The organism is Extibacter muris (genome assembly GCF_004345005.1).
GTDB lineage: Bacteria > Bacillota > Clostridia > Lachnospirales > Lachnospiraceae > Extibacter > Extibacter muris.
In genome coordinates this window covers 280,595-294,075 of record NZ_SMMX01000001.1, presented here as the reverse complement: position 1 = coordinate 294,075, position 13,481 = coordinate 280,595, and the positions used below count along the sequence as shown (strand labels likewise).

At 51.1% G+C, this 13,481-nt stretch carries 11 protein-coding genes; all 11 read right to left on the bottom strand.

Going from position 1 to position 13,481, the window contains the following annotated elements; all coding sequences use genetic code 11:
* Positions 1 to 25 precede the first annotated feature (25 nt).
* On the bottom strand, positions 26 to 1,297 hold the full coding sequence (hisS, locus tag E1963_RS01450) for a histidine--tRNA ligase (protein WP_201271975.1): 1,272 nt from the start codon (positions 1,295 to 1,297) through the stop codon (positions 26 to 28).
* Complete coding sequence (gene hemZ / locus E1963_RS01445) at positions 1,282 to 2,751, bottom strand: coproporphyrinogen dehydrogenase HemZ (protein ID WP_132274289.1); 1,470 nt, start codon at positions 2,749 to 2,751, stop codon at positions 1,282 to 1,284. The genes hisS and hemZ overlap by 16 nt, the downstream gene beginning before the upstream one ends.
* An 82-nt stretch (positions 2,752 to 2,833) precedes the next feature.
* Entirely contained in the window at positions 2,834 to 3,454 is a 621-nt protein-coding gene (locus tag E1963_RS01440) for an MBL fold metallo-hydrolase (RefSeq protein ID WP_132274287.1), read from the bottom strand.
* Between the two features lie 15 nt (positions 3,455 to 3,469).
* Complete coding sequence (locus tag E1963_RS01435; protein ID WP_132274285.1) at positions 3,470 to 5,812, bottom strand: RelA/SpoT family protein; 2,343 nt, start codon at positions 5,810 to 5,812, stop codon at positions 3,470 to 3,472.
* 36 nt (positions 5,813 to 5,848) lie between these two features.
* Positions 5,849 to 6,373, bottom strand: a complete 525-nt coding sequence (locus E1963_RS01430) for an adenine phosphoribosyltransferase (protein ID WP_132274283.1) — start codon at positions 6,371 to 6,373, stop codon at positions 5,849 to 5,851.
* A gap of 89 nt (positions 6,374 to 6,462) precedes the next feature.
* Positions 6,463 to 8,223, bottom strand: a complete 1,761-nt coding sequence (gene recJ / locus E1963_RS01425) for a single-stranded-DNA-specific exonuclease RecJ (protein ID WP_132274524.1) — start codon at positions 8,221 to 8,223, stop codon at positions 6,463 to 6,465.
* 71 nt (positions 8,224 to 8,294) lie between these two features.
* Entirely contained in the window at positions 8,295 to 10,457 is a 2,163-nt protein-coding gene (secD, locus tag E1963_RS01420; protein WP_132274281.1) for a protein translocase subunit SecD, read from the bottom strand.
* Positions 10,458 to 10,474: 17 nt separating this feature from the next.
* Positions 10,475 to 11,881 carry a thioether cross-link-forming SCIFF peptide maturase gene (gene scfB, locus E1963_RS01415; protein ID WP_132274278.1) on the bottom strand — a complete coding sequence of 469 codons (1,407 nt, stop codon included), beginning with the start codon at positions 11,879 to 11,881 and terminating at the stop codon, positions 10,475 to 10,477.
* A gap of 221 nt (positions 11,882 to 12,102) precedes the next feature.
* On the bottom strand, positions 12,103 to 12,246 hold the full coding sequence (gene scfA / locus E1963_RS01410) for a six-cysteine ranthipeptide SCIFF (RefSeq protein WP_022318610.1): 144 nt from the start codon (positions 12,244 to 12,246) through the stop codon (positions 12,103 to 12,105).
* Between the two features lie 83 nt (positions 12,247 to 12,329).
* Positions 12,330 to 12,704: a TIGR04086 family membrane protein gene (locus E1963_RS01405; RefSeq protein ID WP_049727589.1), complete on the bottom strand. Its 375-nt coding sequence runs from the start codon at positions 12,702 to 12,704 to the stop codon at positions 12,330 to 12,332.
* A 53-nt stretch (positions 12,705 to 12,757) separates the two neighbouring features.
* Positions 12,758 to 13,306, bottom strand: coding sequence for a stage V sporulation protein T (gene spoVT / locus E1963_RS01400; protein WP_132274275.1), 549 nt, complete (start codon positions 13,304 to 13,306; stop codon positions 12,758 to 12,760).
* Between the last annotated feature and the right edge of the window lie 175 nt (positions 13,307 to 13,481).

Below are 13,481 nucleotides of genomic sequence, written 5' to 3'. Positions count from 1 at the left end.
CTAATCTCCTTATCCTTTTCTATAATTATAAACTGCCGATGGAATCGGAATAACATTCGATGATTTCCGTGTACCCCTCTGATTCCAGCTGTTCTTTTTGAAATTTCTTGTTCTTCTTCATATTCGCTATCATGACCTGGAAGCCGGCTTCCCGGTCAGCCCTGGCCAGGCTCAGCACTTTGAGCATCCCTTCCCCGGTCAGCTTCTTCTCCAGTAGATAAGCTTTCCGCGCTCTGTTGCCCGGCGCCTCGTAGCCATGTTCCAGAAGGAGCATGACGATGCGCTCGAATCCTATGGAGAATCCGCATGCCGGCGTGTCCTGGCCGGTAAACTTGCCTATCATCTTGTCGTATCTGCCGCCTCCGGCTACGGAACCTCCGAAGTCATCCATCGTAACTTCAAAGATTGTGCCGGTATAATAGGACTGGCCTCTCACAAGGGTCGGGTCAAACTTTATCCTAAACTCCGCCTCTTTTGCTGCTTCTACGCTGGAAATGATAAGCTCCATGCCGTCAGCGGTCTCTTTGGGCAGACAGGACCCGAGCTTCTCCCGCAGGTAAGCGATCCCCTCTACATCCGGTGATATCTCATCAAAAAGCTTCAGATACGTGTCCACATTCTCTTTTGCGTAGCCGAGCCCCTCAAGTTCAGCGGAGACCCCTTCACTGCCTATCTTGTCCATCTTATCCAGGATGATGAAGACTTCATCATAGTCTTCCTCTTTGAACCCGCTGAATGCGGCCATCGCCTTCAGTATGTTCCGGTCATTGATGCATACGGTAAAGTTCTTAAGGTCCAGCTTTCCAAGCATCGCAGTCGTAGCCAGAATGAGCTCTATCTCAGCCAGATTGCTCTGTTCTCCCAGAATGTCGATATCACACTGCATGAACTGGCGGAAACGGCCTTTCTGCGGACGGTCGGCCCGCCATACGTTGCCGATCTGCATCGCCTTGAACGGCGAAGGCAGTTCATTTGCGTGATTCGCATAATATCTTGCAAGGGGAACTGTCAGGTCATAACGAAGACCACCGTCTACAAGGTCGTTTTCTTCTTTTGCCTGTTCTATCTTTAGCTTTTCCCCGCGTTTCAATATCTTAAATATTAATTTCTCATTATCTCCACCCTGTTTGCTGCACAGATTCTCTATATGCTCCACACAGGGGGTCTCCATGGAAGAAAAGCCGTATGTCTTATACGTCTCCTTGATCAGCTGTATGACATGATCCCGGATTTCCATTTCTTTTGGAAGCATGTCCTTCATACCGGTAACCGGTTTCTTCTTTAACGCCATAACCATTCTCCTTTACGTTCTATCATCTCGCCGATACGCGCGATATAGGCGTCAACCGCCTTGACGTTCTCGATACGTACCAGATTCGTCTTCTTACCGTTTTTACTGCCCGGAAGCTCAGCCGCCTCCTTCAGTACAATCTTCGTGGAGGCACCCGCACCTGCGGCAATAATGGATTGTTTTTCCTCCATAATAAGTATATTGTATATTCCTGCTTTGTCAACCTTTGCATAGCCAACATTTTCAAAATTGCCTGCAATATTCTTCTGACGGTACAGATAATACGGCCTTAGCTCCATCCGGCGCGCGCTTTGGGCAGCAGCCTTGACCATCCGTGTCATATTCGCAGCCATCTCCCCGGCATCTTTGCAAAGCGCGTCCACGTAGCCGAGGGCACTCTTTTCCTGCCCCATCAGCGCTGCCCGCTTGATTGCCAGAGAATGCACGGTAAGGCTGTCCGGTGCCAGAGCTTCTGTCTGCCTGAGCGTATCATACACGTCTGCTGCCGTCTCACCCGGAAGGCCCGCTATGAGGTCCATGTTGATATTGTCAAATCCAGCCGCTCTTGCCATCCCATAAGTCCTGACGACGTCTTCCACCGTATGGTGCCGCCCTATGAGATCGAGTGTCTTCTGCTGCATGCTCTGCGGATTGATAGATATGCGCGTGACACGATGCCGGTACAGCACTTTGAGCTTCTCTGCCGTTATGCTGTCCGGGCGTCCCGCCTCCACCGTATATTCCAGGAGGTGTTCCATGGTAAAGTTCCGGTCTATGCAGCAAAGGAGCCGCTCCAATTGACGCGCCGTCAGCGTCGTGGGCGTCCCTCCGCCGATATATATCGTATTCAGCTTCTTGCAGGTGGACGCTCTTCCGATATAAGCCAGCTCTTTCGTCAGCGCATCCAGGTAGTCGTCCACCCTGTCCTTCCACACTTCCAGCGGGCCGGAGCTGAACGAACAGTACGTGCATACAGAAGGGCAGAACGGAATGCCGACATACAGGCTGTAGCCGTCGGTACAGTCAAGCCTGCCAAGAAGCTCCTTCTCCCGTCCCGCAATCTCCCACGCAAGCTGCGCCTTCTCCCTGTCCACAAAATAGTGTTCCATAAAGAAGCGGAGGAACTCTTCCTCGTGCATTCCCTCTTCCAGCTTCTTCATGGCAATCTTCGTCGGACGCACACCGGTCAGAAGCCCCCATGCAAGGCGACGCCCGGTATAGCGCTGAAGCCTCATATACAGTTCTCTGTCAATATGACGCTTCCGCTCCTGCCGATCCACAGGCTGCGGCAGTTCCTCCCGACCGACCCCAAGAACCGTACCATCCGGCAGCACGGCCCGGACCACATCCTTGCAGTCTGCCTCCACATGCTGAAGCACCTTTTCTTCCGGAAAGAACGCCTTCGTAATATGATACACATTGTATGTATACAGTTCATCACTGCAGAAAATCTCAATCATAGCAAACCTCACACTCTCATTTGGGTACAGGGCAAAATGTAATTTGGGACGTAACCCTTTTGAAAAGTGTTACGTCCCCTTTTTATAGAAATGGATTGTGACTTTTCTCGTAGCCGATGGTCGTCTCGCCCATATGCCCCGGGTATACGAGCACTTCATCCGGCAGTACCATCAGCTTTTCTTTGATTCCTCTAACCAGATCCGACATGCTGCCAAGCGGAAAATCTGTCCTGCCGACAGAGCTCTGGAACAGCGTGTCTCCGCTGAAGAGTATCTTCTCAGCCTCTGCGTAGTAGCACACGCCTCCAGGCGTATGGCCAGGCGTGTGCAGCGCTTTGAACTCGAAGCCCGCCGCTTGAATCGCCTGCCCGTCTTGAATATATGTGCCCATGCCAAACGTATAGCCTGATGTGTAGACTCCGGACTGGTTCAGTCCCGGATCTGTCATAAGCTGTTCGTCATCTTTATGCACGTACACCGGGACATGGAATTCCTGAAGAAAGCCGTCCAGTCCCATTATATGGTCAAAATGTCCGTGCGTCAGGAGGATGGCCTCTATCTGGAGCCCCTCGCTTTTTATATGCCCCATCAGATAAGACGGGCAGGCTGCCGGGTCTATCACGACAGCCTGTCTCGTCTCTTCATTGATGGCCAGATAACAGTTGGTGCTGATAATTCCTGTAACAAATTTTTCTACTTTCATGTAATCCTCTTTCATTTAGCCTGTCGTCCGCTCTATATCTATGATTCCTTCGAGCTGGCGCAGCTTCTTTACCATCGTATCCAGCTCTTCCCTGCCGTGTACGATAAATCCTGCTTCAATCGTAGCCGTCCCCTGCTTGCTCGTACGCACGTTCATGGACTTCACATCCACCGTCGCCTCGGTAAATATCTTGGACATCTCCATGAGCAGCCCCTGCCGGTCATGGGCATACATCTTGATCTCCGCAAGGTACTGTCCGCCGTTCTGCTCCGCCACTTCGCTTTCCCACTCTGCATCAATGAGCCGTGCCCGCTCCCCTTCGGTCAGATGTATCATATTGACACAGTCCGTCCTGTGGATGGAAAGACCTCGTCCGCGGGTCACGAAACCGACGATCTCGTCTCCCGGCACCGGATTGCAGCACCTGGAGAAACGGACTGCCATATCGTCGATGCCTTTGACGACGATTCCGCTCTTCGATTTGGCGATATGCACCTTGTTCTTAGACGCTTCCGCCACCCGCTCCAGGACAACCTCATCGGTCATCTCCTGCTTGTGTTCCTTGCTGTATTCCTCCACGAGCCTGTTCACGACCTGGCCTTCTTTCAGCCCTCCGTGTCCGATGGCCGCGAGCACAGATTCCCAGTCCTTGAAGCCGTATTTCTTCTGCACGATCTCCATATATCTGGAATTCATGATGTCGCTCTGGGTAATCGCCTTCGCCTTACAGTAGGAGGCGATCATCTCCTTGCCCTTGACGATATTGCTCTCCTTGAATTCCTTCTTGAACCACTGGTTGATCTTATTCTTCGCCTGCGTGCTCTTGACGATGCCAAGCCAGTCACGGCTCGGCCCTCTCGAATTCTGGGATGTCAGGATCTCTATCCTGTCCCCGTTCTGTATCTTATAATCTATATTGACGAGCTTCCCGTTGACGCGTGCTCCAACCATCTTGTTGCCGACCGCGCTGTGGATTGCATACGCGAAATCTATCGGCGTGGAGCCGTTCGGGAGATTCTTTACATCCCCCTGGGGCGTAAAGCAGTACACATCCTCGGCAAAGAGGTCCAAATCGCCTTTGAGCAGATTTAAGAATTCCCGGTTGTCGGACATATCCCTCTGCCATTCGAGAATCTGCCTGAGCCAGCTCAGCTTCTCTTCCTCCTGCGCCTGCACGCTCTTTTTGCCGTCGCTGGACTCTTTGTATTTCCAGTGGGCCGCGATACCATATTCCGCAGTCTTGTGCATCTCCTCGGTCCGAATCTGAATCTCGAAGGGCTGCCCCACCGAGCTCATAAGCGTGGTGTGGAGCGACTGGTACATGTTCGGCTTCGGCATCGCTATATAATCTTTGAACCGCCCCGGTATCGGCGTGTACATCTCATGGATCACGCCAAGCGCGGCATAGCAGTCCTTAACCGAATCCACGATGATCCGCACGGCAAACAGGTCATATATCTGGTCGACCGTCTTATCCTGGTTCACCATCTTCTTATATATGCTGAAGAAATGCTTGACACGTCCGTTGACATCCGCCTTGATGTTGGCATTCTTCATATGCGTGGATACCTCATCCACAATCTGCTGCACAAATTCTTCCCGCTCCGTCTTCCTGGAATTGATCTGGTTCACCAGATCGAAGAATACTTCCGGCTGAGAATACTTAAGCGCCAGGTCGTCAAGCTCCGTCTTGATCTTGGAGATACCGAGCCTTTGAGCAATGGGGGCATAGATATCCATCGTCTCCTTGGCTTTTTCCTTCTGCTTTGCCGGCGTCATGAACTGCAGCGTACGCATATTATGCAGACGGTCCGCAAGCTTGATGATGATGACGCGGATATCTTTCGCCATGGCCAGAAACATCTTCCTCAGATTTTCCGCCTGCACTTCCAGCTTGTCAGAAGAATAGGACAGCCGTCCCAGTTTGGTAACACCGTCCACAAGAAGCGCAACTTCCTCTCCGAAGTCCTTTTTAATCTCTTCCTCCGATATAGACGTATCCTCCACGACATCATGGAGCATCCCCGCAGCAATCGTCTCCTTGTCCATCTCCAGATTCGCCAGTATGATGGCTACCCAGAGCGGATGGACAATGTACGGTTCGCCGGACTTGCGGCACTGGTCACCGTGCGCCTTCTGGGCCGTCTCATACGCCTTCTCTATCATGGATACATCCGTCGAAGGATGGTACTTCCGGATACGGGCAATTAACATGTCATAAAGCTGGTCCGGGTTCTCATAGTCTCCGGGAGCCTTCACGGCATGCCCGTCCACGATCTCTAGCCCTTTCGAGATTTCATCTGCGATTGATTCCGGCGCGATCCGGTTCTCAGACTCATATATCGTATTCTCTGACATATTAACGCCTCCTTCCTCTTCATAATTTATATCTGTCTATTTGCCCGGATAAGCTATCACGGATTCCACATCATAACCCTTCAGCCGTTTTCTTCCTTCCAGACCGGATAGTTCCATAAGAAATACCGTCTTCACTACTTCACCGCCCAGACCTTCCACGAGCTTAATCATCGCCTCGTTCGTTCCCCCCGTGGCAATGAGATCGTCGATGATGACGACCTTCTGCCCTTCCTTGATTGCATCTCGGTGCACCTCAAGCTCCGCAGTCCCATATTCCAGATCGTAACGGATAGAGACCGTCTCACATGGCAGCTTGCCCTTCTTCCTGATAGGTATGAACGGTTTATGCAGATTATATGCAATAGGGACGCCGAAGATAAATCCTCTGGACTCAGGCCCCACGATTACGTCAAACTCCACCCCGTCCAGCTTCCCCTGCATCAGATCCACCGCGAGATGCAGGCCGTCCGCATCCTGGAGCACGCTGGTGACATCTCTGAAGATGATTCCCTGCTCCGGAAAATCCGGTATGCTTCTTACATATTCTTCTATTGGTTTCATGACACCCTCTCCATTCTCTCATATAAATACAAAAACAGTATAACATTAGTTTATGTTATTTTCAAACAATTCTATACACTTTAGACAGCTTACTGGTAATGCGTGATAACAATCTGCATTGTGCGGTTTCCCATATACTCGTTCACTTCCGGATAATAGGTAACGGACAGTGTCATCCCGCTCGGCTGACGGATCAGGAACCGGTTCAGCGCAGCTTTGCCGTAATGCTCCTCCAGATAGGCACACAGCCGGCTGATGTCGCCGAAATACACTGCTTCAGCCTCACTGCCCCGGCTGTCCCTCAGGCGCATCTTCAGCACATTTTTATGCTTCCCGAATATCTGTCCGCCAAGCAGTTCAACCTTCCTGGCTGCAAATACAGGCTTGGTATTCCCCTTTCCAAACGGCTCCAGATATCTAAGTTCTCTGACAATATCCTCTGTGACGCAGGAAAACGGCAGCTCCATATCGATAACCACCTTCTCCCTCATATCACTTTCGTCCAGCGTGCAGTTTTCATTCAGCATCCTACGGAACCGCTCTACATCCTCTTTCCTCAGTGAAAACCCAGCAGCCAGCTTATGTCCCCCGTACTTTGTGAGCACTTCTCTGCATGCGGCAAGCTCTTCATACATATGGTAGGCTTCTATGGAGCGCCCGGAACCTTTAACTCCATCCTCCGCATCCGTCATGACATAGGCAGGACGGCAGTAGCGTTCCCGCAGCCGCCCGGCCACGATCCCCGCAAGGCTTTCATGGCAGTCCGGCAGATATACGGCCAGCACCCGGTCCCCGCCGAGGGATGTCGTCTCTATCATCTGTACGGCCTGGTCCACCGCGGCCGCGGTCATCTCCTTGCGGCTGTCGTTCAGCGCCTTCAGGTCCCCCGCCAGGATATCCGCTTCCTTCTTGTTCTGAGCGCAGAGCAGGTCAAGGGCTCGCTTCGCCGTATCCAGCCGCCCTCCCGCATTCAGGCATGGCCCGAGGACGAAGCCGATATGGTACGTATTCAGCTTCCTTCTGTCTACGCCGGTACAGTCGATCAGGGAGCTGAGGCCAGGATTGACGGTTCTTCTGAGCCGTTCCAGCCCTTCCCTGACTAGAATCCGATTTTCATCCTCCAGCTCCATCACATCCCCGACCGTGGCGACAGCCACATTTTCCAGAAAATCATCCAGGTCGTCCGCTTCATTTCCTATCGCCTCATACAGTGCCTCTATGAGCTTGTAGGCGATGGCCGCCCCGCACAGCCCTTTGAACGGATAGCCGCAGCCCGGCCGCTTCGGATCCACGACCGCATCTGCGGGCGGGAGCAGATAATGCTTCTGGCCCCCCTCTTCTTCATATGGCACTTCATGGTGGTCCGTTACGATCACCGTCATGCCGAGCCGCCTGCCATAGGCAATCTCCTCACTGGCCGCGATGCCGTTATCACACGTCACTATCGTGTCTATCCCATCTCTGTAAGCCCTCTCGATCAGCTCAATGTTCAGACCGTATCCATCTTTGATACGGTCCGGGATATCACTGTCTACCTCAGCACCCGATTTATCCAGGCCCTTCAGCAGGATATACGTGGCATTCACGCCGTCTATATCATAATCTCCGATAATACGTATCTTTCTGCCCCCGTCTATCTTCTCCCGGAGTATTTCTACCGCCTTATCCATATCCTTCATGAGCATTCCGTCATACAGGTCGGTAATCGTCCCGTTCAGATAACGGCGTACGGCTTCCGTGCCGACCACGTCCCGGTTCCTGATAAGGCAGGCCAGCCTCGGGCTGATTCCAAATTCTTTCCCGATGGCCTCAAAATCTGCTCCTTTTCTGAGCAGCACCCACTGTTCCATTTTCTTTTCCTCCACTGTAAACAGCCACAGCCATATAAATATGGCCATGGCTGCTATCCTGTACCGCTCTTTTATTTCTTCTTTGTATCTGCCGTTTTCTTCCCGAGCTTTGTCCGCATGACATACCAGAGCGCGCCAGTGATGCATACGGATGAATAAGCGCCGCATATGATGCCGACCATGAGCGGCAGCGCAAATTCACGGATGGAGCTTACGCCCATCACGAACAGCACGGCCACCATGACGAATGTAGTCAGAGAAGTATAGATGCTCCGTGTCAGCGTATGCGTGATGCTCTTGTTCACCACTTCCGCAAGATCCGTAGCCTTCGTCTTAAGCCTCAGTTCCTCGCGGATCCGGTCAAATATAACAATCGTGGCATTGATCGAGTATCCTACGATCGTAAGCATACATGCGATAAATGTATTACCGACCGAAATCCTCGCCACGGCATAGAAGGCCAGCACCACGAGCACGTCGTGCAGAAGCGCGGTGACAGCGCTCGCTGCGAAACGGATATCCTTGAATCTGAACCAGATATAGATGAGCATAAATATCGTGGCAATGATAACCGCCATGATGGCATCCTGCCTCATCTCTTTACTGACGGTAGAGCTGATATTCTCCGCGGTAATCAGAGACTCATCCACCTTGAAGTTGTCGGCGAGCGCCTTGTTCAGCGCCTCACGCGCATCCAGGCTGAGCGTCTTAGTCTTAATGATAACCTGGTTCGTGTCTGCAACCTTCTGCGTCTGGACATTGGCATCCCCGGTCACTTCTTCCACGACAGGCACGATTTCTTTATCTATCTCTTCAATCGTATAATCTTTGTTAAATGTTACATTTGTCGACGTACCGCCTTCAAACTCCAGGCTGTATGCAAATGCTCCCTTTCCTTTTGAACCGTTGATACCCATGAATACGAAGCCGAGTATGACGATAGCCAGCGACAGGGCGAAGAACCATTTCTTCCTGCTGAGGAAATCAATGGATTTCCTTTCCTTCCTCGGACGGTAATACAGCTTCTCTTTCCTGAGCCCTACCGCATAGAATGCATACACGATCATCCGGGTTATGACAAGCGCCGTGAACATGGATACGATGATGCCGATGGCCAGCGTCTGGGCAAAGCCCTTGACGGAACCTGATCCCTTGAACCACAGTACCGTCGCGGCGATAAGCGTCGTCACATTGCCGTCCACTATGGCAGACATGGCCTTCTGGAATCCTGTCTTAAGGGAATTGCGCACGCTCTTTCCCTTGGACATCTCTTCCCGCACACGGGCAAATATGATGACATTGGCGTCAACCGCCATGCCGATACCGAGGATGATACCTGCGATACCAGGCAGCGTCAGCGTGACATTGAATGCGTTCAAGATCACAAGCACGAGCCCCGTATAGATAATGAGGGCAAGGCTGGATGCGAGCCCCGGCAGCAGGTATACGCATATCATAAAGATAAAAATGACAGCAAGGCCGATGGCCCCCGCTTTCAGGCTTGTACTGATCGCCTGTTCTCCAAGCTGCGCGCCGACTACGTTGGAACGCAGCTCGGTGAGCTCCAGCTTCAGTCCGCCGATGCGGATGGTGGAGGCAAGGTTCTCCGCCTCTTCATAGTTGAAATTGCCGGTGATATAAGCCTGTCCCCCGGTGATTGCCGTCTGCACCGTAGGGCTGCTGATCGTCTCCCCGTCATAGATGATGGAGATAGGCTTGCCCACGTTCGCCTCTGTCGCTTCGGCAAATTTCTTCGTCCCTTCTTCGTTCAGGTCAAGCTCCACGCTGTATTCCTTGTTACCCATATCGTCTTCGCCGGCACGGGCCGAAGCGGTCTTCACGTCAGAACCGGTAATGACCGTCTCACCGTCCTGCGTCTGAAATTCCAGGGAACCTGGTTTACCAAGTTCATCCAGGATGGTATTGGCATCGCTTACTCCAGGAATCTCGATGTTGATCCTGTCATCGCCTTCCTGATATACGTTAGCCTCTGTGCTGTACTGCTCCACACGCTTCTGAAGCTTGTAGATCGTATCCCGCATCTCTTCTTCTGACGGATTCTTGTCTTTTACCTGGTAGGTGATGCTGACACCGCCCGCCAGATCAAGGCCGAGCTTAATGTTTTCCGCAGAACCGGTCTTGCCTTTACCGAATCCTACTGCTGTCGTGAATGCGAGCAATGCTATGAGCGCTGCCGTCACGACAAGACTAAGTATGCCTTTACTCTTCTTCATGGTCTACTTCCTTTCTCTTATCCTTCCGAATCTTCCTCTGCCAGCGCCGCCTTCATCATAATCGCGCACTCTACACGTTTACGCTGCATCTCACATCCAATCTCATACGTATCGTGGATCGTACCGTGGAAATTATAGGCATTAGCCATACAGCCGCCGCTGCAGTAAAATTTTGCAAAACAGTTCTTACACTTTTCTTTAGAATATACGTTGCAGCTTCTGAACTCGTCTGCAATCTCCGGCCTGAAGATCCCTTCCTCCACGTTCCCCATCAGGAACGCTTCCTGACCCACGAACTGATGGCACGGATAGAAGTCCCCCCAAGGGGTGACAGCCAGATATTCCGTTCCGGAACCGCACCCTGACAAGCGTTTCGCCACGCACGGCCCACCGTCTAAGTCTATCATAAAATGAAAGAAATGAAAACCTTTTCCTTTCTTTTCACGGTCGATCATGATCTGTGCCAGCCTGTCGTATTCCCGCTTGATCGCCGGTATGTCTTCTTCCCTGATCGCGTACGGATCCGTCTCTTCCCCCACGACCGGCTCTATGGACATCTGTTGGAAGCCCAGATCCGCAAAATGCAGGATATCCTCCGCAAAATCCAGGTTGTTCCTTGTAAATGTACCTCTTATGTAATACTTTTCCTGGTTCCTGCTCCTGGCCAGTTTCTGGAGCTTCGGTACTATCAGGTCGTAACTGCCTTTCCCGTTTCTGAACGGGCGCATCGCGTCGTTGACTTCCTTGCGCCCGTCAAGGCTGAGAACGACGTTATCCATTTCTTTGTTCACAAATTCCTGTATTTCGTCATTTAAAAGTACACCGTTCGTCGTCACGGTAAAGCGGAAGCGCTTGTTATGTAACTTCTCCTGGCTCCGTCCATAAGCTACAAGGTCTTTTACGACCTGCCAGTTCATAAGCGGCTCGCCGCCAAAGAAATCCACTTCCAAGTTGCGTCTGCTGCCGGAATTGGCTATGAGGAAGTCCAGCGCCTTCCTGCCCACTTCATAGCTCATAAGCGCGCGCCTTCCGTGGTATTCCCCTTCTTCCGCGAAGCAATATCTGCAGGCGAGGTTGCAGTCGTGTGCAATATGCAGGCAGAGCGCCTTGACGACCGTCTTCCTCTTCTTCACTTCCTCAATCAGACATTCATGCGTATCCGGCGTAAACAGCCTTCCCGCCTCTGCCAGCTCTACGACGTCCGCAAGCGCCTCTTCTATGTCCTTCGCATCGTATGTCCCGCCGAGCTTCTCCTTCAGCCGCTCCAGCGTTTCCGGGGCCTTAAGGTGCTCTGCCGTCTGAGATTCCGGCGCTTCCTCAAGCTCCGCTATAACATCGTAGCACAGCCCGTCTACCACGTGGACTGCCCCGCTGTTCACATCAAGGACTATATTATATCCATTGTTTTTATACTGGTGAACCAAACTGTATATCCCCCTTTTTCAAACAAAAATAAAGTGGACAAGTCCACTTCAGCTACCTAGACCCCTCGCTCATGGAGGACTTGTACACTTCGTGCGCCAATGTGCGGCTGCACATCGTGTACATCCCCGGAGGGTTTTGCCACATAGGAAAAAGCTTTCCTACGTAACAAGAAACAGCGACCCTTAAGACCGCTGTCCCGAGTATTCCGTATGATGTTTCATTATTTCTTCTGTTCGCACGTCTGGTTTCCTACGGTGCAGGATGTCTTACATGCTGACTGGCAGGATGTCTGGCATTCTCCGCATCCGCCTTTTTTAACAGTATTATTCAAAGTCTGTGTATTCAATGTCTTCACATGTTTCATGTCAATATCCTCCTTACGTTTGCTTAACTTTTGTTATTATAACATAAGCAATATGTTTTTGGAAGTATTTTTCTGGCTGTTTTTCATGAAATCATTCCGCCCACCATGCCCCCGCCGGCGCAGAGAATAAACGTCGTAATGAGGTTCGCACCGTTTCCGTTCAGCGTATGGTACACTCCGAGCGTAATCAGAAGCAGAAGTGCAAAATATCCGATTCCCAGGCCAAGTCCCCACACAAACCTGCGCACCCTTGCAAGCTTCCCGATAATGATGCCTCCGATAAGCGTAGCCATGACATAGATAGCCACAATGCCGGCCGATACCGCTTTTTCGTTCAAATCCATCTTATAAAGCAGTACGGTCAGCACCAGAAGCATGATTCCGGTGACTATATAAGAAGCAAGCAGTGACTTTAACACCCACATGACTTTTGAATCTTTCTGAATCCGTCTCTCCATCTAATCCCTCCTCGTCTATCACAAGGTATGAATCAGAACACGGATTTATGCCATTATTGTTCCATCTGCCTGCCTAAAAAACCTGCCGCACATGCGGCCATCTTCTGTTCCAGTTCCGAAAACTTCTTTTTGCTCTCTTTCGTCAGGAAGATGACGCCGCCGATGACGTCTCCCTCACATACGATAGGGTGGATTACCTGATAATGATATTCATCATCCTGGTCATTTATCGTCTTCATGAACTTCTTATCTCCAACTGCCGCCAGAATCGGATTTCTCTCTTCCAGCACCTTTTCCAGCTGCTTGCTGATATATTTGTCCTGGAAATCTTTCTTCCCGGTTCCGGCCGATGCCACGATCTGATCCATATCGCTTACGCACACAAGGCAGCCCATCGTCTGGGCAAGGCTTTCCGCATATTGTCTTGCAAAAGCGGACAGCTCGCCGATCGGAGAATATTTCTTTAAAATGATCTCACCTTCCCGGTCCGTAAATATCTCCAGCGGATCCCCTTCTCGTATCCGCAAAGTCCTTCTTATTTCCTTGGGAATTACTACTCTTCCCAAATCATCGATTCTTCTCACTATTCCAGTTGCTTTCATGTCCTTATGTTCCCTCCATTTATCTTGATTGGCAGATAAATGTATTATCTGTTAAAAGCAGGAAAAACATACATGCAGCAAAAGAATAATATACTTGCCGTTTCGCAAGGTCCGGTCTTGAAAATACGATGTGTGTATACTATTATATCTAATAGAGGCAGAAAAAAACAAATAT

What these genes read in the sequence shown, in the direction of transcription:
- hisS (WP_201271975.1), bottom strand. Translation starts at nt 1,297, where the DNA reads ATGGTTATGGCGTTAAAGAAGAAACCGGTTACCGGTATGAAGGACATG.
- hemZ (WP_132274289.1), bottom strand. Translation starts at nt 2,751, where the DNA reads ATGATTGAGATTTTCTGCAGTGATGAACTGTATACATACAATGTGTAT.
- E1963_RS01440 (WP_132274287.1), bottom strand. Translation starts at nt 3,454, where the DNA reads ATGAAAGTAGAAAAATTTGTTACAGGAATTATCAGCACCAACTGTTAT.
- E1963_RS01435 (WP_132274285.1), bottom strand. Translation starts at nt 5,812, where the DNA reads ATGTCAGAGAATACGATATATGAGTCTGAGAACCGGATCGCGCCGGAA.
- E1963_RS01430 (WP_132274283.1), bottom strand. Translation starts at nt 6,373, where the DNA reads ATGAAACCAATAGAAGAATATGTAAGAAGCATACCGGATTTTCCGGAG.
- recJ (WP_132274524.1), bottom strand. Translation starts at nt 8,223, where the DNA reads ATGGAACAGTGGGTGCTGCTCAGAAAAGGAGCAGATTTTGAGGCCATC.
- secD (WP_132274281.1), bottom strand. Translation starts at nt 10,457, where the DNA reads ATGAAGAAGAGTAAAGGCATACTTAGTCTTGTCGTGACGGCAGCGCTC.
- scfA (WP_022318610.1), bottom strand. Translation starts at nt 12,246, where the DNA reads ATGAAACATGTGAAGACATTGAATACACAGACTTTGAATAATACTGTT.
- E1963_RS01405 (WP_049727589.1), bottom strand. Translation starts at nt 12,704, where the DNA reads ATGGAGAGACGGATTCAGAAAGATTCAAAAGTCATGTGGGTGTTAAAG.
- spoVT (WP_132274275.1), bottom strand. Translation starts at nt 13,306, where the DNA reads ATGAAAGCAACTGGAATAGTGAGAAGAATCGATGATTTGGGAAGAGTA.